The organism is Lysobacter sp. CA199 (assembly GCF_052078715.1).
Taxonomy (GTDB): domain Bacteria; phylum Pseudomonadota; class Gammaproteobacteria; order Xanthomonadales; family Xanthomonadaceae; genus Lysobacter.
Map to the genome: position 1 here is coordinate 259,215 of NZ_JBQJIL010000007.1, position 21,928 is coordinate 281,142.

At 65.3% G+C, this 21,928-nt stretch carries 17 protein-coding genes; 8 read left to right on the top strand and 9 right to left on the bottom strand.

Going from position 1 to position 21,928, the window contains the following annotated elements; all coding sequences use genetic code 11:
* Position 1: 1 nt before the first annotated feature.
* The gene (locus tag ACTOWJ_RS14420) at positions 2–2,218 is read right to left on the bottom strand and encodes an alpha-galactosidase (protein ID WP_441335321.1); all 2,217 of its coding nucleotides are present in this window, start codon (positions 2,216–2,218) and stop codon (positions 2–4) included.
* A gap of 275 nt (positions 2,219–2,493) precedes the next feature.
* Between ACTOWJ_RS14420 and ACTOWJ_RS14425 the strand changes: the two genes are divergently transcribed.
* From ACTOWJ_RS14425 to ACTOWJ_RS14435, 3 genes are all read left to right on the top strand, one after another.
* Positions 2,494–3,276: a FadR/GntR family transcriptional regulator gene (locus ACTOWJ_RS14425; protein ID WP_441335322.1), complete on the top strand. Its 783-nt coding sequence runs from the start codon at positions 2,494–2,496 to the stop codon at positions 3,274–3,276.
* A 44-nt stretch (positions 3,277–3,320) separates the two neighbouring features.
* A complete protein-coding gene (locus tag ACTOWJ_RS14430) occupies positions 3,321–4,451 on the top strand; it encodes an aminopeptidase (protein ID WP_441335323.1) in 1,131 nt (376 codons plus the stop codon).
* Positions 4,452–4,544: 93 nt separating this feature from the next.
* Positions 4,545–5,789: a hypothetical protein gene (locus ACTOWJ_RS14435; protein WP_441335324.1), complete on the top strand. Its 1,245-nt coding sequence runs from the start codon at positions 4,545–4,547 to the stop codon at positions 5,787–5,789.
* A 183-nt stretch (positions 5,790–5,972) separates the two neighbouring features.
* Here ACTOWJ_RS14435 and ACTOWJ_RS14440 read toward each other — a convergent pair whose 3' ends face one another.
* The 8 genes from ACTOWJ_RS14440 to ACTOWJ_RS14475 all read right to left on the bottom strand — a co-directional run bounded on the left by ACTOWJ_RS14440 (position 5,973) and on the right by ACTOWJ_RS14475 (position 15,115).
* Entirely contained in the window at positions 5,973–7,262 is a 1,290-nt protein-coding gene (locus ACTOWJ_RS14440) for an MFS transporter (protein WP_441335325.1), read from the bottom strand.
* Between the two features lie 40 nt (positions 7,263–7,302).
* The gene (locus tag ACTOWJ_RS14445) at positions 7,303–8,214 is read right to left on the bottom strand and encodes an SMP-30/gluconolactonase/LRE family protein (RefSeq protein ID WP_441335326.1); all 912 of its coding nucleotides are present in this window, start codon (positions 8,212–8,214) and stop codon (positions 7,303–7,305) included.
* Positions 8,211–9,059: an NAD-dependent epimerase/dehydratase family protein gene (locus ACTOWJ_RS14450; RefSeq protein WP_441335327.1), complete on the bottom strand. Its 849-nt coding sequence runs from the start codon at positions 9,057–9,059 to the stop codon at positions 8,211–8,213. Before ACTOWJ_RS14450 ends, ACTOWJ_RS14445 begins: the two co-directional genes overlap by 4 nt.
* A gap of 27 nt (positions 9,060–9,086) precedes the next feature.
* Positions 9,087–10,439 (bottom strand): glucarate dehydratase, encoded by a 1,353-nt coding sequence (gudD, locus tag ACTOWJ_RS14455; protein WP_441335328.1) that lies wholly within the window; start codon positions 10,437–10,439, stop codon positions 9,087–9,089.
* Between the two features lie 22 nt (positions 10,440–10,461).
* Entirely contained in the window at positions 10,462–12,063 is a 1,602-nt protein-coding gene (locus ACTOWJ_RS14460; RefSeq protein ID WP_441335329.1) for an aldehyde dehydrogenase (NADP(+)), read from the bottom strand.
* Entirely contained in the window at positions 12,060–12,980 is a 921-nt protein-coding gene (gene kdgD / locus ACTOWJ_RS14465) for a 5-dehydro-4-deoxyglucarate dehydratase (protein ID WP_441335330.1), read from the bottom strand. Before kdgD ends, ACTOWJ_RS14460 begins: the two co-directional genes overlap by 4 nt.
* A 291-nt stretch (positions 12,981–13,271) precedes the next feature.
* Positions 13,272–14,006 (bottom strand): FadR/GntR family transcriptional regulator, encoded by a 735-nt coding sequence (locus ACTOWJ_RS14470; RefSeq protein ID WP_441335331.1) that lies wholly within the window; start codon positions 14,004–14,006, stop codon positions 13,272–13,274.
* A 674-nt stretch (positions 14,007–14,680) separates the two neighbouring features.
* A complete protein-coding gene (locus ACTOWJ_RS14475; protein ID WP_441335332.1) occupies positions 14,681–15,115 on the bottom strand; it encodes a hypothetical protein in 435 nt (144 codons plus the stop codon).
* Between the two features lie 300 nt (positions 15,116–15,415).
* Here ACTOWJ_RS14475 and ACTOWJ_RS14480 point away from each other — a divergent pair, with 300 nt between their 5' ends.
* The 5 genes from ACTOWJ_RS14480 (at position 15,416) to ACTOWJ_RS14500 (ending at position 21,666) form a co-directional block, all read left to right on the top strand.
* The gene (locus tag ACTOWJ_RS14480) at positions 15,416–16,246 is read left to right on the top strand and encodes a p-hydroxycinnamoyl CoA hydratase/lyase (RefSeq protein WP_441335333.1); all 831 of its coding nucleotides are present in this window, start codon (positions 15,416–15,418) and stop codon (positions 16,244–16,246) included.
* A 45-nt stretch (positions 16,247–16,291) separates the two neighbouring features.
* Positions 16,292–18,157 carry a feruloyl-CoA synthase gene (locus ACTOWJ_RS14485; protein ID WP_441335334.1) on the top strand — a complete coding sequence of 622 codons (1,866 nt, stop codon included), beginning with the start codon at positions 16,292–16,294 and terminating at the stop codon, positions 18,155–18,157.
* 95 nt (positions 18,158–18,252) lie between these two features.
* Complete coding sequence (locus ACTOWJ_RS14490) at positions 18,253–19,698, top strand: alginate export family protein (protein ID WP_441335335.1); 1,446 nt, start codon at positions 18,253–18,255, stop codon at positions 19,696–19,698.
* 29 nt (positions 19,699–19,727) lie between these two features.
* On the top strand, positions 19,728–21,068 hold the full coding sequence (locus tag ACTOWJ_RS14495; RefSeq protein WP_441335336.1) for a spinster family MFS transporter: 1,341 nt from the start codon (positions 19,728–19,730) through the stop codon (positions 21,066–21,068).
* A gap of 118 nt (positions 21,069–21,186) precedes the next feature.
* Positions 21,187–21,666: a MarR family winged helix-turn-helix transcriptional regulator gene (locus ACTOWJ_RS14500; protein WP_441335337.1), complete on the top strand. Its 480-nt coding sequence runs from the start codon at positions 21,187–21,189 to the stop codon at positions 21,664–21,666.
* Positions 21,667–21,928: the final 262 nt, after the last annotated feature.

Below are 21,928 nucleotides of genomic sequence, written 5' to 3' on the forward strand. Positions count from 1 at the left end.
ATCACTTCGCCTCGAACACATACGCGGCCGCCTGAAAATCGCCGCGCAAACTCACCGGCACGCCGTGCGCCATCCAGTACGCGCCGCTGGCCTCGGCCGGCGCCGCGTCCGGGCGTTCGCCGCCGCCCACGCGCGCGATGCGGTAACGCTTGGCCGGATCGAGCCCGCGCAAGCGGATCGCCGGATCCGGCAGCGCCTTGGTTGCGCTGTGCAAGAACGCGAACAGCACCGCCTGGCGTTGATCGGGCGACACCGACAGCGTGGCCGAACGGCGGCCGCCGTCCCATGGCGACAACAGCCGATACAGATCGCCTTGCTGCACGGTGCGGCGGATGTCCTTGTAGGCCTCGACCATGCGCTTGGCCGTGGCGAAATCGGCGTCCTTCCAATGATTGAGGTTGGCGCCGATGCCCAGGCCGCCCTGCATCGACGACAAGAAGCGATAGTCGAGCGAGGTTTCGCGCTTGTTGACCCAATTGGGCGAGTCGGTCACCCAGGCCATCATCACCGCCGGCGCATAGGCGTGACTGAAGCCGTCCTGCATGCTCAGCCGGTCGTAGGGATCGGTGTTGTCCGACGGCCAGACCTGATCGGTGAACGCCATGATGCCCAGATCGACGCGGCCGCCGCCGCCCGAACACGATTCGATCTCCAGCCGCGGATGCTTGCGGCGCAGCTCGGCCAGAATCCAGTACAGGTTGCGCACGTACTCGACGTAGAGCTTGGGTTGATCTTCCGGCGCCAGTTGCGACCAACCCGGCTCGGACCAGTTGCGGTTGTAATCCCACTTCAGGAACTGGATGTCGTTGCGGGTGACCAGTTCGTCGAGCACCTTGAACAGGTGATCGCGCACATCGCGCCGGGCGAGATTGAGCACCAGCTGATTGCGCGCCGGCGTCAGCGGGCGCCCGGGAAACTGGATCGCCCAGTCCGGATGCGCGCGGTACAGATCGCTGTCGGGGTTGACCATTTCCGGCTCGACCCACAGCCCGAACTCCATGCCCAGGCCGTGCACTTTGTCGATCAGCGGTTTGAGCCCGTTCGGGAATTTGACCGGATTGACCGTCCAATCGCCCAGGCCGGCCTTGTCGTTGTTGCGCGCGCCGAACCAGCCGTCGTCCATGACGAAGCGCTCCACGCCGATGCGCGCGGCTTTCTCGGCCAAGGCCATCTGACCGGCTTCGTCGACTGCGAACTCGGTGGCTTCCCAACTGTTGTAGAGCACCGGACGCAGCCGCGGCTTGCCGTTGCCGGGCAGGATGCGTTCGCGCTGGAAACGATGCATCAGGCGCGAGGCGCCGCCCATGCCCTGCTCGGAGTAGCCGGCGTAGAACACCGGCGTATCCAGGGTTTCGCCGGGCGCGAGCCGGTAGGCGAAATCGTAGGGGTTATAGCCGCCGACCACGCGCACCGCGCCGAGCTGGTCCTTGTCGATGCTGATCCGCCACGACCCCGACCAGGCCAGCGCGCCGAACCACACCGGCCCGCTTTCTTCGTTGGACACGCCGTCGCGGCCGATCGCGAACCACGGCGTGTTCTGCTGACCGGTGGAGCCGCGACGGCTTTCCAGCACGGTGGCGCCTTCGGTGACCGGGCGCTGTTGCAAAGTCCATTCGCCGGCCCAGCGGCCGGTGAGGTGATGCAGTCGGTAGTCGTTTTCGGGCGCGAGGGTGTAGGAGGCCGACGCCGCCTGATCGATGCGCAGCGGCGTGGCGCCATGGTTCTCGATCGAGGCCGAACGCCCGACCACGCCGGTGTCCGGATCGATGGTGTAGCGCAGGCTCACCTGCAGCGGCGCGGCGATGTCCTTCATCCGGACGACGAGGACGTCGCCGTCGATGCGATGCGAGACGTAGCGCAGCACCGTGTCGCGGTTGCCGTCGGCATAAGCGACCTTGAGCGCGACCTCGCTGTAGATGCCGCCGCCCTGGGCCGGAAATTCCTGCGGCGTGACCGACGCGGACAGATCGAAACTGGCGTGGCCGGGCAGGGCCTTGATCGGGCCGAGCGGATCGCCGTCGGCGAGCCGTCCGCCCCAGTGCACGGCCTGCAACTGGCCGGCCTCGTTGATGCCGAAGGCGTAGGTGACCCGCCCGCCGTCGAGCCGGAACACCCGGGTTTGGGCATCGAAACCCACCGACGCCCGGGCCGGATCGGGCAGCGAGCACAACGCGATGAACGCCGCGCCGCCGACGGCGCGAAGCAGAAACGAACGCATGCAGACCCCTCCGTCTGATCTTTATCGTATTTATCATATAAATAAAACGATGTCGACCCGGTCGAGGCGCTCGCGCGCAAGTCGCGCGCGCGACTCGCCGATCGCGCGAGCGCCGACGTCGCAGCGAGTCGGCAAGATGAACCAGAACCTCCGCGCCGGCGCGTCTGCCGGTGTCGGGACGCGTGCTATCGTGTCCGCGAACAAGGCCTGGGTGCTTGCCGGAACGGTTCGGCGTCGCGAATATCGTACCCACCCCACATCGAGCATTTCGGAAGATGCCTCCTATCGAGTCCGCCGGACGATCGCAGTTGACCGGCCGCATGACGCTGACCGAACAGCTGCTCGACGCATTGGGCAGGGAAATCGTGTTGGGGCGTTTTGCCGAAAGCGGCTTTCCCACCGAAGCGGAAATTTCCGAGGCCTACTCGACCAGCCGCAGCGTCACCCGCGAAGCGATCAAGATGCTCACCTCCAAGGGCATGCTGTCGGCGCGTCCGCGCAGCGGCATCGTGGTCCAGCCCGAACGCAGTTGGAGCCTGCTCGACGCCGACGTGTTGCGCTGGATGCTCGAACGCAAGTTCTCCTACAAGTTGCTGCAGTCCTTCACCGAGATGCGGCTGGGCATCGAGCCTACCGCCGCAGCCCTGGCCGCGCGCCGCGCCGACGTCAAGGCCATCGATGGCATCGAGCGCGGCCTGCAGCGGATGATCGCCGCCGAGCGCGGCGAGGACGACCATCTGACCTCCGATGTCGCCTTCCACGTGGCGATCCTCGATGCCACCGGCAACCCGTTCTACGTGCAATTGCACGAACTGGTGAACACCGCGCTGCGCATCTCGATCCAGCTGACCAATCGCATCAAGGGCCACACCGCCAGCATCCCAGCGCACCGACGCGTGTTCGATGCGATCAAGGCCGGCGATGCGGCCGCCGCGCACGCGGCGATGTCGAGCATCATCAACGACGTGCTGGTGCTGATCGCCGACGCGCAGGCGCGTGAGGCCGACCAGGGCAAGCCGCGCAAGCGGGTGGACAAGGCGTCGGTCCGATCCAAGTGAATTCGCCGCGGTGCGCGGCGGCACGACGACATGGAGATCGGGCGATGCTTCGCTGGATGGCTGACGTGGTATCGGTACGGCGACGAGCCTCCGCGCCAGCGGCCCGGACGGCTCCGCTGGCTGCGTCGCTGGCCCTGGCGGCGATCGCCGTTTCGTCGGCTTGCACGAGTCTGGGTTACTACGGTCATGTCGCCCGCGGCCAGGGCGATATCCTGATGCGGCGTCAGCCGATCGAGCGCTTGCTCGACACGTCCGCCACCGACCCGGAGTTGGCCCGGCGTCTGCGATGGGTGCTCAAAGCGCGGGCCTTCGCCTCCGAGCGACTAGGGCTGCCCGACAACCCGAGCTATCGCGGCTACGCCGATCTGGGGCGCGACTACGTAGTGTGGAATGTCTACGCGGCGCCGGCGTACTCGGTCAACGGCGTGCGTCATTGCTTCCTGGGTGCCGGCTGCGTCGAGTATCAGGGATTCTTCGACAAGGCCAAGGCGGACAGGCTGGCGCTGGCCCTGCAGAAAAAGGGATTGGAAACCTATGTCGACGGCGTGCCCGCTTACTCCACGTTGGGATGGTTCGACGATCCGGTGTTGAACACGATGATGCGTTGGGGCGACGACGAGCTGGTGGGCACGATCTTTCACGAATTGGCCCACCAGAAGATTTTCGTCAAGAGCGACGCGGCGTTCAACGAGTCGTATGCCAACTTCGTGCAAGCCCGCGGACTTCGGCAGTGGCATGAGTATGTGGGCAATACATCGGCGTCCTACGACAACTCGCAGCGCAAGGCGTTCCTGGCGATGGTTCTGGAGCTCAGAAGCCGGTTGGCGACAATCTACGCGTCCGGACTCGATCAAGCGGCGATGGATGCGCGAAAGGACGAGGCTGTCTCCGGCTTTCGCGAGCGCTTCCGCCAATGGCGCGAAGACGCCGGCGCGGGCGGTTGGGACGAATGGGCCGCAGGACCGATCAACAACGCCAAACTGGTTCCGTTCGGTCTCTACGACGATTGGACCGAGTCGTTCGAAGCTCTGTTCCGACAGGCCGGAGATTGGCCGCAGTTCTATGACTGCGTGCAGGTGCTGGCGCGAATGAGCGCCGATGAGCGTCATCTGGCGCTGCGCGAGCTCAAACAGGGCCGCTCGTTGCCGAGCTGTCGCGCTGTGGGTTCCGGCTGAAGCCGATGCGCGGCGCTTGATGCTCCCTTAACGCGTCGCTCGTACGCTCAGTGTCTACCCGTTTCCGGGCCTATGCAGATGGATCGCACCGGTTTGCGCCGTGCACGCCCCTGTCTGTCCGCCGTCGCGGTCGGCGCGATGGTGCTGGCCAGCGGTGTGGCCTGTGCGGAATCGGTCGATTCGCCGAGTTGCAAACAGCGCTTGCTGAGCGATCTTGGCTGGCGCTTCGGGTCCGCGCGCGACGAACGCGTGCGGATTCATCCGGGCGTCCCGTGCGATCGGGCGAGCCTGGCCGAAGCGCAGGCGTCCGGCGACTTGGTGGTGCGGATTCCCGACGGCCAGAGCGGGTCCGCTCGCGAGCGCCTGCTCGACGGCTTGCTGCATCACTCCGCGACCCGATGCGCTTTCGGATTCGCGCTCGGCGCGGCGACGCGGCGTGCCACGGACCGGCTGGTCGACAATCGCGGGTTCCGCTTCTCGTCGGTGCAGATCGGGTGGATCGGGTTCGGACCCACCGGTTCGGCGCGCGACGGCTGGAAACCGATCGCGTTGTTCGGGCGCGGCTATCGTCCTCGTGCGTCGAACTACCGCGCGATCGAGGCCTTCTACAGCGGCCAGGTGCGCGGCGAGTGCGGCGTCGGCCGGCAGATCGCCCAGTACGCGGCCCAAGCCGAGCTGTACGGCCGCGAGGGCTTCGATCGTGAGTTCAGCGCCGATGAGATCGTCATCGGGACCTTCAATCGCCTGCATTCCACCCGCAGCATTCTGCTGGGCAGTTCCGCGGGGCGCTTCGTCCATGATGGCCGCGCCGTTGCCGCGGCCGCCAGCGGCCGGCAGGCCTTCATGGGCTTGCCCGGTTTCATCTTCCATGTCTTCGATCGAGGCAGTCTGGACGACCTCAACAATCAGGCCGAGAATTTCGTCGTCTACGATGTGAGCGCTGAAGCGGCCGAGGCGCTGCGGAGCCATGATGGCTTCGAGTACTACAACGAGCGCAATCGGGCGATCTGGTCGCTCGCGCGGTCGCTGAAAATCGGCCGGTCCAAGCGATTGTTCGAGCGGCTTTTGTACGAGCGCGAACCAGCGCTGCGCGCCTCGTTGCCCACGGACGCGCAGGCCATCGTTGCCCGGATCGACCGGCTGCTTGCCGATCCGTTCTATTCCGGATTCGAGATCTACGTGCACAAACAAGCGGTCAAGCCGGTAGGCTTCCACATCGCCCGCCTGCTCGATCGCAATCCGCGCACGCCGTTCCGGATCGAGTTGGCGCTGCATAACGTGCATACCACGCTGTATGAGCGCTACCTGGCGTATCGGCTGCGCGAGTGCGGGTCGTAGTCCCGCACTCAGGGTTTGGTGGGCGATGCAACAGCGTCGGTGCGCTACATCGCCAAGAACGCGCGACGATTCGCCTGCGACTCGACACACAGCCGTTTCTGTGTGCGACGCGAATCGCAGCGACCCGGCCTGAGCGCCTGGTTGGCGTAATGGCCGGTGGCCGGCATGATCGGTAAGCGCTGATCAATGCTGGGCGATCTTCGCCGCCTCCATGCGCGGCGACAGCAGATGGAAGGCGACGAACGCGACCAGATAAGCCGAGCCGCCGATGGCGAACAGCGACCAGTAGTGACCGCTGCGTTCGAGCACGCGACCGATGACTTCGGAAAACAGCACGCCGCCCAGCGAACCGGCCATGCCGCCCAAGCCGATCACCGAGGCGACCATGCGCTGCGGAAACAGGTCGGACACCGTGGTGAACAGGTTGGCCGACCAACCCTGATGCGCGGCGGCGGCCAGGCCGATGGTGAAGACCGCCAGCCAAAGATGATCGATGCCCGATACCGTCATCACCGGTACCGCGCACAAGGCGCACACCAGCATCGCGGTCTTGCGCGCGCGGTTCACGGTTTTTCCGCGCCGCAGCAGGGTGGACGACAGCCAGCCGCCGCCGATGCTGCCCACGATGGTGATCGTGTAGATCGTCAACAGCGGCAGGCCCAATTGGCGCATGTCCAGGCCGCGCGCTTCGTTGAGCCATTTGGGCAGCCAGAACAGATAGAACCACCAGATCGGATCGGTCAGGAACTTGCCGACGATGAAGGCCCAGGTCTGACGGTAGGTCAGCAGCGTGCGCCAGGTAGGCGCGGGCGATGCTTGGGTCTGCGGGAGCTCGACGGCGGGCGTTTCGTGCGGCTCGGACGCCGACTTGTCCGCCGGGCGATAGACGAACAGCCAGGCCACGAACCACGCGATCCCGAGCAGACCGATGATGACGAACGCCGCGCGCCAGCCGTAGGCCAAGGCCAGGGCGGGAATCACCGCGGGCGCGATCACCGCGCCGATATTGGCCCCGGAATTGAACAGGCCCACGGCCAAGGCGCGTTCCTTGGGCGCGAACCATTCCGCGACGGTCTTGATCGCGGCGGGAAAGTGGCCGCCTTCGCCCAAGCCCAGCAGTGCGCGCACCACGGCGAACCCCACCACGGTCGAGACGGCCGCATGCAGCATCGCGGCCGCGCTCCAGAACAGGATCGCCAGGGAGTAAGAAAGCTTCACGCCCAGGCGATCGACGATCCGTCCGGCCAGAAGGATGCCGACCGCATAGGCGGCGGAGAACGTGATGACGATACGGCTGTATTCCAGTTGGCTCCAGCCGATGTCGTGCTGGAGCATCGGCGCCAGCAGGCCGAGGATCTGCCGGTCCATGTAGTTGATGACGGTGGCGAGAAACAGCATGCCGCAGATGACCCAACGGTACCTGCCGGCATTGCGTTCGATGGCGGTGGTGGCTGTATGCACTGAGGTATCCATGAGGTGATGCCGGTGGACCTGCTGCTGCGCGAATGCCGAGTCAATCTGCGAAGGTCGGTTCCTCGATACCTTGCGTGCCGGGGTTCAGGACGAACACCGCGCCATCGAGCGATGCAGCGAGCAAGTCCTGCGAAGACGGCCTGATCGAAGTCACGAACAAGAGGTCGCGATGGGTTCCGCCGAATGCGCACATCGCCGGCTTGGCGACGGGCACGCGCAGGCTGCGGTCGAGTTTCCCCGCCGGGGTGAAGCGGTGCACCCGCCCGGCATCGTTGCCGCAGATCCAATAGCCGCCGTCGACATCGACCGCGGCGCCGTCGGGGCGGCCGGGGTATTGGCGCATGTCGACGAACAGCCGCCGCGAATGCGGCGTGCCGCTGTCGGTGTCGTAGTCGAACGCCCAGATGCATTGCCGGCGCGGATGCGAATCCGACAGATACATCGTGCGCCCGTCCGGACTGAAGGCCGAACCGTTGGGAACGATCAGATCGTCGAGCACCTGCGCGATGCCCGCATCGGCCGTGTAGCGGTACAGCTTGCCGGCGTTGGACGCCAGGTCCATGTCTTGCACCATCGTGCCGGCCCAGAAACGCCCTTGTCGATCGCAGCGGCCGTCGTTGAAACGCATGTTCGCGGCGCTGTGATCGACGGCGGTCATGCGAGCAAGCGCGAGCGGTTGCTGTGCTTGTGGACGCGGCATGCGGTAGATCGCCGATTCCATGGCCAGCAACCAGCCACCGTCGCCGGTCATGGCCATGCAGCCGGCCCGTTCCGGCAGCGGCCAACTCGTGGCGGCCGAGGTCGATGTATCCCAGCACCACAACATTTTCCCGACGATGTCCAACCAGTACAGCGCCGATTCCGATGCGCGCCATACCGGACTTTCGCCCACCAGACAGACCATGTCGCCGATGCGTTCGGCGCTGCGCGCGCGGTCGGCGTCGGGTTTCATTCGAACGGCCCGACCTTGACGAAAACGCCGCCCTGGAAGATCGCGGCCGGATCGTCCGCAGCCAGCGGCGGTACGGATTCGACCTGGGCGCGGAACGGTTCGGAGTTCTGCTTGGGATCGAAACCCACGTGCGCCCCGCGGCCGTTGTCCCACCAGCGGTCGCGATTGGCCGATGCGCCGAAGACGATGGCATGGCCGACGTTGGGCGCGAACAGCGAGCGGACGATCAGATGCTCCAGGTCGTCGTAGCCCAGCCACGTCACCAGCATGCGCCGGTCCTTGGGCTCGGCCAGCGACGAGCCGATGCGCAGGCAAACGGTTTCGATGCCGTAGCGGTCGAAATAGAAACGCGAAAGGTTTTCGCCGAAGGCCTTGCTGACGCCGTAGTAGCCGTCCGGACGCACCGGCGCATCGGCGTCGATGACTTCGCCCTGGCGATAGAAGCCGGTGACGTGGTTGGAACTGGCGAAGACGATGCGCTTGACGCCGCGTTTGCGCGCGGCTTCGTACAGATGGTAGGTGCCGGCGATATTGGCCGACAGGATTTCCTCGAACGGGCGCTCGACCGAGATGCCGCCCAGGTGCACCACCGCGTCCACGTCCTTGAGCAGGGCGTGCACGGCGTCGGCGTCGGCGAGGTCGCAGAGCGCGACTTCTTCTTGTTCGTCGATCGCGCTCAGTGCGCTGATGTCCGATATTCGAACGATGTCGGCGTAACGCTTGAGCCGCTCGCGCATCACCCCGCCGAGGTGGCCGGCGGCGCCGGTCAGCAGCAGGCGATGACAGCGCGGGGATGTGGCGCTGGCGGTGGAATCGGTGTTGTCTGAGGTGGGCTTGGATGACATGCGCGATATCTGCGGCCGAGGTTGGGCTCAGCGCACCAGCGCTGGGCGTTTGGGGTCGAAGGTCCAGGAGGAAATCAGGTATTGCATGGCGAGTGCGTCGTTGCGCGCGCCGTCGCCCAGGCTCTGGTACAGCGCGTGCGCCGCTTGCACCTGGTCCATGTCCAACTCGATGCCCAGGCCGGGGCGGCGCGGGACGTCGATGCGGCCCTCGCGGATACGCAGCGGTTCGCGGGTGAGGCGCTGCCCGTCCTGCCAGATCCAGTGAGTGTCGATCGCGGTCACGCGGCCGGGCGCGGCGGCGGCGACGTGAGTGAACATGGCCAGCGATACGTCGAAATGATTGTTGGAGTGCGAACCCCAGGTCAGGCCCCAGTCGGCGCAGGTTTGCGCCACCCGCACCGAGCCCTGCATCGTCCAGAAGTGCGGATCGGCCAGCGGGATGTCGACCGCGCCCGATTGCAACGCGTGGGCCAGCTGGCGCCAGTCGGTGGCGATCATGTTGGTGGCGGTCGGCAGGCCCGTGCCGCGGCGGAACTCCGCCATCACTTCGCGGCCGGAGTAGCCGTTTTCCGCGCTGCAGGGATCTTCGGCGTAGGCGAGCACGCGGTGCTGGTCGCGGCACAGGCGCACGGCCTGGTCCAGGCTCCAGGCACCGTTCGGATCGAGGGTGATGCGGGCGTCGGGAAAGCGTTCGGCCAGCGCGGCGACGGCTTCGATTTCGGCTTCGCCGGCCAACACGCCGCCCTTGAGCTTGAAATCGCGAAAGCCATAGCGTGCATGCGCGGCCTCGGCCAGCCGGACGATCGCTTCGGTGGTGAGCGCTGCCTCGTTGCGCAGTCGGAACCAGTCGTCGACGGCATCGAGCTCGCTGCGATAGGACAGGTCGGTGCGGCCGCGATCTGCGATGTAGAACAGATAGCCGAGCACCTCCACCGATTCGCGCTGTTGGCCCTCGCCGAGCAACGCTGCCACCGGCAGATCGAGGAACTGGCCGAACAGATCGAGCAACGCAGCTTCCAGCGCGGTGACGGCGTGGATCGTGGTACGCAGATCGTAGGTCTGCTGGCCGCGGCCGGCGCTGTCGCGGTCGGCGAAGCGGCGGCGTACCTCGTTGAGCATGTCGCGATAGTGCGAGATGGGGCGGCCGGTCACCAACGGCGCGGCGTCGGCGAGCGTCTTGCGGATGGCTTCGCCGCCCGGTACTTCGCCCACGCCGGTATGGCCGGCGCTGTCTTTGAGGATGACCAGATTGCGAGTGAACACCGGGCCGTGCGCGCCGCTCAAATTCAGCAGCATGCTGTCGTGGCCCGCGACGGGGATGACCGTGAGTTCGACTACCCGCGGAACGGCATGGGCGTGTTGGGGCAGGTCGATGCTCACGGCGGCCTCAGTGGGTTTGCGATTACGAGCCGGGTGACCAGGCGCCGTCGACGAGACGGCCCAGTCCCAGCGGATTGTCGTGGCGCAGCGCTTCGGGCAACAGTGCGTCGGGCAGGTTCTGATAACACACCGGACGCAGGAAACGTTCGAGCGCCAAGGTCCCGACCGACGTCGTGCGGCTGTCGGACGTGGCCGGATAAGGGCCGCCGTGCACCATCGCATGGCTGACTTCCACACCGGTCGGAAAGCCGTTGGCGAGGATGCGGCCGACGCGGCGCTCCAGGACCGGCAGCAGGCGTCGCGCCAGGGGCAGGTCGCCGTCGTCCATCAGCAGCGTGGCAGTGAGCTGGCCTTCCAAGGCTTCGCTCACGGCGAGCAATTGGTTCTCGTCCTGGCAGGCGACCAGCAACGACGATGGACCGAAGACTTCTGCGCCCAGTGCCGCATCGGCGAGAAAGGACGCCGCATCGGTGGCGAACAGCCTGGGTTGCGCGCGCCAGCCGGTGTCGTCGGTGTTGCCTTGCGACAGCCGGGATACGCCGGCATGCCGCGCCAGGGTCGCGCTGCCCCGCTCGTAGGCGGCATGAATCCCTTGGGTCAGCATCGGTGCCGCGTCGCGGCCGGCGAGCACTTGCGCGGCCTGGGCAACGAAGGCATCCCAGTCCGGCCCGGCGATGCCGAACAGCAGACCTGGATTGGTGCAGAACTGGCCCGCGCCCAGCGTCAGCGAATCGACGAACGGCGCCGCGAGGGCGGCACCGCGCACCGACAGCGCGGCGGGCAACAGATAGACCGGATTGACCGCGCTCATCTCGGCGTACACCGGAATCGGCACCGGCCGTGTCGCGGCCAGTTTCGCCAAGGCCAGACCGCCTGCGCGCGAACCGGTGAACGCCACGGCTTGTATCTTCGGATGCGTGACCAGCGTTGCGCCGAGATCGTTGCTTGCACCGACCAACAGCGAGAACACGCCTTCGGGCACGCCGGCGGTCTTGCGCGCGGCGTTCTGCACGGCGCGGCCGACCAGTTCGCAGGTGCCCGGATGCGCGGGATGCGCTTTGACCACGACCGGGCAGCCGGCCGCCAAGGCCGATGCGGTGTCGCCTCCGGCGACGGAGAAGGCCAGCGGAAAATTGCTCGAACCGAATACGGCGACCGGGCCGAGCGGAATCTTCCATTGGCGCAGATCCGGCCGCGGCAAGGGCTGCCGCTGCGGCAGCGCGCTATCGACGCGCACCCCCTGCCACGCGCCGCTGCGCACGCCTTGCGCGAACAGCCGCAGTTGGTTGACGGTTCGGTCGCGTTCGCCGTTAAGGCGTGGCGTCGGCAGCCCTGATTCTCGATGCGCGCGTTCGATCAAGGCATCGCCCAGCGCGATGATCTCGTTCGCGATCGCCTCCAGAAAATCCGCGCGTACTGGCAGAGGCAGCGCTCGGTAAGGATCGAATGCGAAAGCGGCCAGTGCGCAAGCGCGATCGATCTGATCGGCGGTGGCGGCGCTGAAGGCCGGCTCCAACGCTGTGCCGGCGGCCGGATCGACGCCGCGCAGGTCGGCGGGGTCGCCTGCGAGGGCCTGAAGGCCGATGAGTTGATCGCCAGTGATGGGCATGTCGTCAGTAGTCATTGCGGGCCGAGTTGTTCGATCAGTACCGCCAGTCGCTCACGCTCGTCCGCATGCAGCTCGGTCAGCGGCGCGCGCACCGGACCTGCGCTGCGTCCGACCAGCGTGGCGCCCGCCTTGACGATGCTGACCGCATAGCCGGCGCTGCGATTGCGGATGTCCAGATAAGGCAGGAAGAAGGTATCGATCAGCCGGGAGGTGGTGGCGTAGTCGTTGCGCGCGACGGCCTGGTAGAACTCGATGGCCGTTTTCGGAATGAAGTTGAAGACCGCCGAGGAGTACACAGGCACGCCCATGGCCTTGTAGGCCTCGGCGTAGACCTCGGCCGTCGGCAGTCCGCCGAGATAGCTGAGCCGATCGCCCAGGGTGCGGCGGATGCGGACCATCGATTCGATGTCGCCCACGCCGTCCTTGAAGCCGATCAGGTTCTCGTTGCGGTCGGCCAACCGTGCCAGCGTCGGCGCATCCAGCTTCGAATTGCCGCGGTTATAAACGATCACCCCGAGTTCGACCGAGCGGCAGACCTGTTCGATATGGTCCGCGATGCCGACCTGATTGGCTTCGGTGAGGTAGTGCGGCAACAGCAGCACACCCTGCGCGCCTTGGCGCTGGGCCTCCTGCGCGAAGGCGATGGACGCTCGCGTGGAGCCGCCCGCTCCGGCCAGGATCGGCACCTTGCCGGCGCAGGTTTGCACGGCGGTGCGCACGACCCGGCTGTACTCCTCAAACGTCAGCGAGAAGAATTCACCCGTACCGCCGGCGGCGAACAGGGCGGTGGCGCCGTAGGGTGCCAGCCATTCCAGGCGCGCGGCGTAGGTCGCCGGTCGGAATTCGCCGTCGGCATCGAAGTCCGTCAGCGGGAATGACAACAGGCCCGTGGAGAGGATGCCCTTGAGCTCTTGGGGCGTGATTGCGGCCATTCGACGATCCCGATGCTAAGTTGTCAGTCATCGTACAACTTAAAAAGGGCCGCTAAGAAGCGATGGCGGTCACAGAAAATGGGTCTGTCGAATGCGGGCGATCAGGAAGGAAGGTTCTTGAGACCCCCGCCCGGTCGCAGCCCCGAAGTTGGTTGTGGGAGGGAGCTTCAGCCCCGACGCTCTTCGGCCAGGTTGTGGCGTGGGATCGGAGAGCGTCGGGGCTGAAGCTCCCTCCCAGAAAAGATTCCGCGGCGTTCGCAGTCGCGGCAGTCACAAGTCAGGCAGTTCGATTCAGTCCGTCTGGACAGGAGCGATCTCGCTGGCCCGGCGCAGGCGCTCGCGGCTGTTGGTGAGGTGTTCGCGCATCGCCGCCCGCGCCGCCTCCGGATCCTGACGGCGGATCGCGTCGAGGATGCCTTCGTGCTCGCGATTGACGCTGTCCAGATAACTGCTGCGATTTCGCGCCGCATAGCGCGCCGAGTTGACGCGCGTACGCGGGATGATGGCGCTGCCGAGTTGGGTCAACAACTGCACGAAATAACGGTTTCCGGTGGCCTGTGCGATCTGCAGGTGGAAGGCGATGTCGGCTTCCACCGCGTTCTGATCGGCGACGATCGCGGCGTTGAATGCATCCAGCGCCGTGCGCATGGCCGTCAAATGGGCGTCGGTGCGCTGCAGGGCGGCCAGCCCCGCGGCTTCCGTTTCCAGACTGATGCGCACATCGAGCACCGCCAGGACATCGAGCATCGTAAGCAGATCGGGGTGGTTGAGGCCCAGACCGCGTTCGGATTCCGGCGGCAGCACGAAGGTGCCGATGCCATGGCGTGTTTCCACCGCCCCCGCCGCCTGCAGTCGCGAGAGCGCCTCGCGCACCACGGTGCGGCTGACGCCAAGCGACTGCATGATCTTCGATTCGGTCGGCAGCCGGTCGCCCGGCGCGTATTCGCCGTTGCGGATCTGCCGCGTCAACGTCTCCACCACGTTATCGGCAAGACTGGCCTTTTTCCTGGGTGTATTGAGCGCCATTGGCGAGGTGCAGACCCATCCCGAAGAGACGAATGGCGCGATTGAGCCGTTGCGCCGTGTTGGACACGATGATAGGTCGCCAGCCCGCGCGGCGCCATCGGTGGCTAGGCGTCGTGGGTTATCTGCGTCACTCGCTTGCCGGCATTACCGCGAAAGCGGGCGGCGCTTACTTCGACGGAGCCGAACATCCCGAGCCTTCAGCGTGATCTTTCCAGTTCGCCATTCCCGCGAAGGCGATCGCCCACACCGCCGAAGGCGGTGAAACCGACGCAGCCGTAGTTCTTCTTGTCGAGCGGGCTCATGATCGACTTGGCCGACGCCGTATGAGTGGCTACATGGGCAGGGCGAAGCGTTCAACGCGCCGCGCGCCGTGCGATTCCGGGTGGGGAATTGCTTGCTTGTCGAAAAACGGTGGGGGTAGCGCGAGCGGCCACCTCGGCAGAGACCGTGCCTCCGGCAAGAACCGGTACAGAAGCGGCCGAAGCCGATCAATCGGCAGAGCGATCGGGTCGAGTCCGTTATCCACCCGACACTCGCGTCCGGATTCTGGTCGTTCGTCCCCAATGGCTTGCTTGCGCGATGAAGTATCTGCATCAATGCAGCCGTTGCCTGCCAAGCGGTTTTGCGAGCTTGCCGAGACGCTCTTCCAGTCGGGAAGCACGGCGTCCGCGCTCTCAACGGCACTCGCACAGACATGGCCGCAATGCATGCGCTGGGCGGCGTGGCGCAATCCAACCATTGCCTGCCATCAACTCATAACGCCGCTTGCGGCGCGGGTGCTCAGATGAACCGACGAGACTTCCTGGAGGCGTGCGGACGACCGCTGGTGCCGCCGCGCTCGATCGGGTGGCGGCCACCCACCAGAAAAGAAACAGGGTGAATGGGATCCACAGTATGGCTTTGGCCATTTCCGTGCGCAGCAAGTAGGACGAGGCGACCTGTCCGGAAAAGGCCTCGATCATCTGTCCCGTCCATATCAGCCCGGTGAGCAGCCACCAGGCGCTCACCCAAAGCCATGTCGAAGTCGTCGGTCGTTGCATATCCCTGACACGCAGGCCTTGGTCGGTTGGTTGCAACGATACATCCAGGGCGGCCGAGCCCTTGGACATCGACGCCGGGCACAGCGCCGGAGCAGATGCGTTTCTGGATCGGCCCGATCGCCCGCTTTGATCCAAGCCCGACATCGGCCATCGCGTGCTCGCTTCCAACCCGGCGCGGACGCATGCGCATCGCGTTAATTATTGCTGCGCAGGGTAGGCCCGGTCCCTGGCGCCTTCTGCATCCATGGCCGTGGCGCGCCTTGCGATCTGCGACCCCGAGCGCATGTTGCAGTGCAGCTTTCCTGGATAATAATTATGATCTATAACTATTACATCGAGTAACCACTTGCTGCCGCCCAAGGACCTGCAATGAGCAACTATCAAAGCCGTTGGAGCACCGTGACCGTCGACATCGCCGAGGGCATCGCCTGGGTGACCTTGAATCGTCCCGAGAAGCGCAACGCCATGAGCCCGACACTCAACCGCGAGATGATCGAGGTGTTGGAAACCCTGGAGCTGGATCCCTCGGCTCAGGTGCTGGTTCTCACGGGTGCCGGCGATTCGTGGTCGGCCGGCATGGATCTCAAGGAGTACTTCCGCGAGACCGACGGCCAGGAAGAGATCGTCCAGGAGCGCATGCGCCGCGATTGCTCTCAGTGGCAGTGGCGACTGTTGCGCTTCTACAGCAAGCCGACCATCGCGGCGGTCAACGGCTGGTGCTTCGGCGGTGCGTTTTCGCCGTTGGTGGCCTGCGATCTTGCGATCGCGGCCGATGAAGCGGTGTTCGGGCTGTCGGAAATCAACTGGGGAATCCCTCCGGGCAACCTGGTAAGCAAGGCCGTGGCGGACACCATGGGGCATCGCAACGCGCTGCTGTACATCATGACGGGACGCACCTTCACCGGCACCGAGGCCGCTCGCATGGGCCTGGTCAACGCCAGCGTGCCGCGGGCGCAGTTGCGCCAAGAGGTCACCCGGCTCGCCGGGGAGCTGCTCGAGAAAAACCCGGTCGTGCTGCGTTTCGCGAAGCACGGTTTCAAGCGTTGCCGCGAGTTGACCTGGGAGCAGAATGAGGACTACCTGTATGCCAAGGTCGACCAGTCCAATCACCGCGATCCGGAACGGGGCCGCCAGCAGGGTCTGAAGCAGTTCCTGGACGACAAATCCATCAAGCCGGGGCTGCAGACTTACAAGCGCTGAAGCCGACGTCGCCCATGTTGCGGCCGCGGCCGCACCGGAGAACCCATGTCCGCCACCGTTGCTCTATCCCGATATCGCCAGGTCAGCCTGGGCGACGTCGGTGCGCAAGTCGATTTCGACGAGAACGGTGTCATGCGCATGCGTTCGGCCATGCCGCTTGCGCCATATCCAGCTCGCTTGCTCGATCGGCTGGTGCATTGGGCGCAAGTGAAACCGGATACGACCTTCGCCGCCCGACGCGAAGCCGGCGGCGAATGGCGTCGCATCGGTTACGCGCAGATGTTCGAGAACGTTCGGCGCATCGCCGCGCATCTGCAGGCGTTCGGCTTGTCGGCGCAGCGTCCGCTCGCGATCTTGTCGGGCAACAGCCTGGAACACCTGCAAATGGCGTTCGGCGCGATGTACGCGGGGATTCCCTACAGCCCGATATCCCCGGCCTATTCGTTGTTATCGACCGACTTCGAGAAACTGCGCCATGTCTTCGAGGTGCTCAACCCCGGCTTGGTGTTCGTCGACGATGTCGCCGCCTACGGCCGCGCGATAGAGGCCGTCGCGGCCGAAGACGTGCGAGTGATCGGTGTGCGGGGCGCTATGGACGGTCTTCGCGCCAGCGTGGATTTCACGTCGCTGCTGACCGCTCGCGATCTGGCGCCCGCCGACGCCGCGTTCGCAGCGACCGGGCCGGAAACCCTGGTCAAATTTCTGTTCACCTCAGGCTCCACCCGCTTGCCGAAAGCGGTGATCACCACCCAGCGCATGCTCTGCGCAAATCAGCAGATGCTGCTGCAAAGTCTGCCTGTGCTGGGCGAGGAGCCGCCGATCATGGTCGATTGGCTGCCTTGGAACCACACCTTCGGCGGCAGTCATAATCTCGGCATCGCGCTGTACAACGGCGGCAGCTTCTATATCGACGACGGCAAGCCCACGCCCCAGCATTTCGGCGAAACCATTCGCAACCTGCGCGAAATCGCGCCAACGGTCTACATGACCGTGCCGCGTGGCTGGGAGAATCTGGCCCAGGCGCTGGAAGATGACTCGGTGTTGCGCGAGAACTTCCTGTCGCGGGTCAAGATGTTCTTCTTTGCCGGCGCCGCGCTGTCGCAGGAAGTCTGGGATCGGCTGGAGCGCATCGGCGAAGCGCATTGCGGCGAACGCGTGCGCATGCTGGCGGGATTGGGCATGACCGAATGCTCGCCTTCATGCACCTTCACCAACGGGTTGAGCAACACCGCCGGCGAGATCGGACTGCCCGCGCCCGGCTGCGAAGTCAGGTTGGTGCCACAGGGCGACAAGCTGGAGATGCGGTTCAAGGGGCCGCACGTCATGCCGGGTTATTGGAACGCGCCCGAGCAGACCGCGCAGGCGTTCGACGAACACGGCTATTACTGTTCGGGCGACGCAGCCAAACTGCTCGATCCGCGACGTCCCGAGCGAGGCCTGCTGTTCGACGGCCGGCTCGTCGAAGACTTCAAGCTGTCCTCCGGCGTGTTCGTCAGCGTCGGGCCTTTGCGCACGCGGGTCATGCTCGAAGGCGCGCCCTACGTCCAGGACGTGGTCGTGACCGCGCCGGGCCGCAGTGAGGTCGGCTTGCTGATCTTCCCGCGCCAGGATCTTCTGCGTGAGCTGGCGCGTGCGCCGGCCGACACCGATCCGGCGCAACTGGTCGCGACGCCGAGCGTAATGCAGTGGATGCGCGACCTGCTTAAACGGCTCAACCGCAACGTCACGGGCAGCGCCAGCCGGATCGAGCGCGCACTGATGCTGGTCGAACCACCCAGTCTGGAGCGGGGCGAGGTCACCGATAAGGGCTCGATCAACCAGCGCAATGTGCTGGCCAGCCGTTCGGAACTCGTCTCGCGGTTGTATACGGAACGCGACTCCGGTGTCGCCAGGCCAACCGCACCGGACTGACCCCGCGTTCCGAACTGCGTGTTCGTCATCAGGGATCGCTGCTTCGCAGCGACCGTCCGTGGCATCGCCATGATTCGAATCTTGGGAGGGAGTCGATGAAAAGGGAACGCATCAGGCACGGCTGGTTGACAGCCGGCGAGTCGGCGCGGCAAGCCGTCGTCGGGTCGCTGCTGCTGTGGACGTGCTCCAGCGCGGTCGCGGCGCAGTCCACCCCGCCGCCGTTCAAACTGCTGGGCTATGAGGAGGACTACCGTTATCTCGCCGACACCGATCGCGTCGGTTGGGCGCGTCTGAAGTACATTCCGGCCGGCGAGCACGGCTGGCTGAGCCTGGGAGGCGAAAGCCGGACCCTGTACGACTACCGCGATCACCCCGGTTTCGGACGTTTCGCCGGCGATTCCGACGGCTACTGGCAGCAACGCTTGCGAGTGTGGGGCGACTATCGCGTCAATCCAAATTTGCGTGTGTTCGGCGAATTGGCGAGCAGCTTCGTCTCCGATCTGCAGACGCGTCCGGTGCAGTCGGTGGATCGCAATACGCTGGAATTGGCGCAAGGGTTTGCCGAGATATCCAGCGGCGAGCTCTCGAGCAGCCAACCCACGCCGACCTGGCGATTGCGGGTCGGCCGGCAGCAGATCGCCTACGGCTGGCAGCGCTTGCTCGATCCGCGCGATCCGGCCAACTCGCGCATGCCGTTCGATGCCGCACGTCTGCTTTACACCCAGTCCCGTTGGAGCGGCGGGCTGCTGTGGGGACATGCGGTGGAAACGCGCATAGGCGGTTTCGACGACCGCACCAACGACGCGCAGCGGCTGTGGGGGGCGCACGTCGAAGTTCCGTTGCTGGCGAGCGCGCCGAAAGTCGCGAAGCTGGAAGCCCTGTATCTGGACACCGAGCAGAAAAATCGCCGTTACAGCAATGGCGTGATCGGCGAGGATCGTCGGCATACGCTGTCCGCCCGGCTCAGTGGAGCAGACAAAGGCTGGGACTACGATCTGGAACTGATCGGACAGCGAGGCAGCTTCGGCGAGCAGCAGGTGCGCGCATGGCAGGGCACGCTTTTCGCCGGTTACACCTTCGACCAGAGCGCCTGGAAGCCGCGACTCGGCTTTCGCTTGGAGGCGTCTTCCGGCGACCGCGATGCCAACGACGGCGAGGTGAATACTTTCAACGGCCTGTTCTCGCGCGCATCCGTCTTCGACGGGAGCATGATCACCAGCAACGTGCGCTATTTCGGTCCGGACCTGGTTCTGAAGCCGACACCGAAGTTGTGGTTGAACGTCTACGTTCTGGCCTTGCAACGGCAAAGCCTGGACGACGGCATCTATGCTGCCGGCTGGCGCGTGATCCAGCCGGGCAGCGCCAATCGCGAGCGCGATATCGGCGTGCGCAAGGTGATCTGGCTGAAGTACCGCTTCAACGATTTCGTGACCCTCGACGTCTACGCGAACCACACCAGCGCCGGCCCCTTCCTGCGCCAGGGCGCTACGCGCGGGCAAGACTACTTCTACATCGCTCCGTACCTGACCCTGCGTTTCTAGGATCCGCCGCCGCTTCCGGGAGAATCGCCATGAATGCTTCATCGCCGGCGGCAGACGCCGCGGCTCCACCGGGTTATCGTCCGGTCTACGCGTACTACGTCACCTTCGTACTGCTGTTCGCCTACACGTTGTCGTTCATCGATCGGCAGATCCTGGGTTTGCTGGTGCAGCCGATCAAGCGCGATCTCGGGCTTTCGGACTCGGCCTTCAGCATCGTCCACGGGTTCGCGTTCGCGGTGTTCTACACCTTCATCGGCGTGCTGTTGGGACGCGTGGCCGATCGCAGGAACCGTCGCAATCTGATCCTGCTCGGCATCGTGGTATGGATCACCGCGACCGCCGCGGGCGCCTACGTGACCAGCTTTCTGACCTTGTTTCTGGCGCGGGTGTTCGTCGGCGTCGGCGAGGCCGCGCTGTCGCCGGCGGCGTATTCGATGCTCGCCGACTATTTCCCACCGCAGCGTCGCGCCCGCGCCATGAGCATCTACACCTCGGGCGTCTATATCGGCTCGGCGATGGCGTTCATCGTCGGTGGAATGGTGATCGCCGCGACCAGTCGCAGCACCGAGGTCGTTCTGCCGCTGCTGGGCAGCTTCCGGCCCTGGCAGGCGGCCTTCATCTTCGTAGCGCTTCCGGGCTTGGCGGCGATCGCGTTGATGTACACGGTGCGCGAGCCGCTTCGACGCGAAATCAGCGTCGCCGAGCGCGCCGCGCCTCGGGATCTGTCGCATCTGCGCAGCAATCTGCGGGTCTACGCGTCGCTGTTTCTCGCCAACGGCGTCACCGCGATGATCACCTTCGGCATCACCGCATGGTTGCCGGCGACCTTCATCCGCCAGTGGGGCTGGACGCCGGGACAGATCGGCCCGGCATACGGCGTGATCATTCTCACCTTCGGCATCGGCGGCATGTTGGTCAGCGGGTTCCTGGCCGATCGCTTCATCTCCCGCGGCCGCATCGATGCCGCGCTGAAAATCGCGCTGGTCGGAACCTTGGTGCTGATCGGGACGAGTCTGCTGTTCGCCTTCGCCCCAGGCCCGCGCACGGCGCTGGTGGCGGTGGCGCTGTCGACCTTTTTCCTCGGTATGCCGGTGGCGTTGGCGCCGTCGATCCTGCAGGCGATCACACCCAATCAACTGCGCGGTCAGGTCACGTCGATCTATCTGCTGCTGGTCAATCTGATCGGGTTGGGATTGGGGCCGTTCCTGGTGGCGATCGGCACGGACTACGTGTTGGGCGACGAAGCCAAGGTCGGATTGTCGTTGGGTAGCGTGTGCGCGCTCTCAGCTGTGCTGGGCGCCGTTTGCCTGCTGTCCGCGGCCCGTCCCTATCGAGCGCTGCTGCAGCGTCAATGGCAAGCCCAGGCGTGATCCGGGCCACGGAGCAAAGGTCGTATAATGAACACCGAACGCTTACGCCATAGCCACACCCAGATCGTCGGCGCATCCGCGCGCCGCCCAGGAAAGCGAACCTCTTGCAGGACTTGCGATGACCTCCAGCGACGCCGATCCCATCAAAGCGGACAACGACGGATCGATGCCCGCCGTCGATCAGGACCGGTTGCTGCGGTTGATCGGCTATCGGTTGACCCACACCGAGCTGCAGGTGCGCCGGCTGTTCCAGGATTGCGTCAAGCCGTTCGATCTCAAGCCGGTCGAGTTCTCCATCCTGGTGCTGACCGATGCCAATGCGGGCATCAATCAACGCCAGATCGGCGAGGTGCTCAACGTCTCGCCGCCCAATCTGGTCATCGTCGTCGCCAAGCTGGTCAAGCGAAAATTGCTGCGGCAAGTGCGCGGCCGCCAGGATCGACGCATGCAGCATCTGCATCTGACGCCGTCCGGCAAGGAAATGTTGGTGCAGGCCGAACGCGAAGTGGTGGAAATGGAGACTCGCGTTTCGAGCATGCTGACCGATGCGGAGCAGCGCACGTTCTACCGGCTGCTCGACAAGCTCGACAAAGTCTAGATCGACGCCGCCGCTGGTTACGGTGCGGCCGCGTCGGGGCCCATGAGGACCTCGCGGCCGAACTTTCGGCTGACGCCCTCAAACGGCGCCTGATGCCTGCGAGTGCGCTTCATGGACGCGTCCGCTCGACTGCGTCGCAGGTAGACATCGATCTGTCTCGCATCGCTCATGCACGTATCGGAACGTCCGCGGCGATGTCGGCGGCTCCCTCGGCCACTGGCCTTCGCTTTCGGCGCGGTCGCAGCGCTTTGTTTGTTACTTC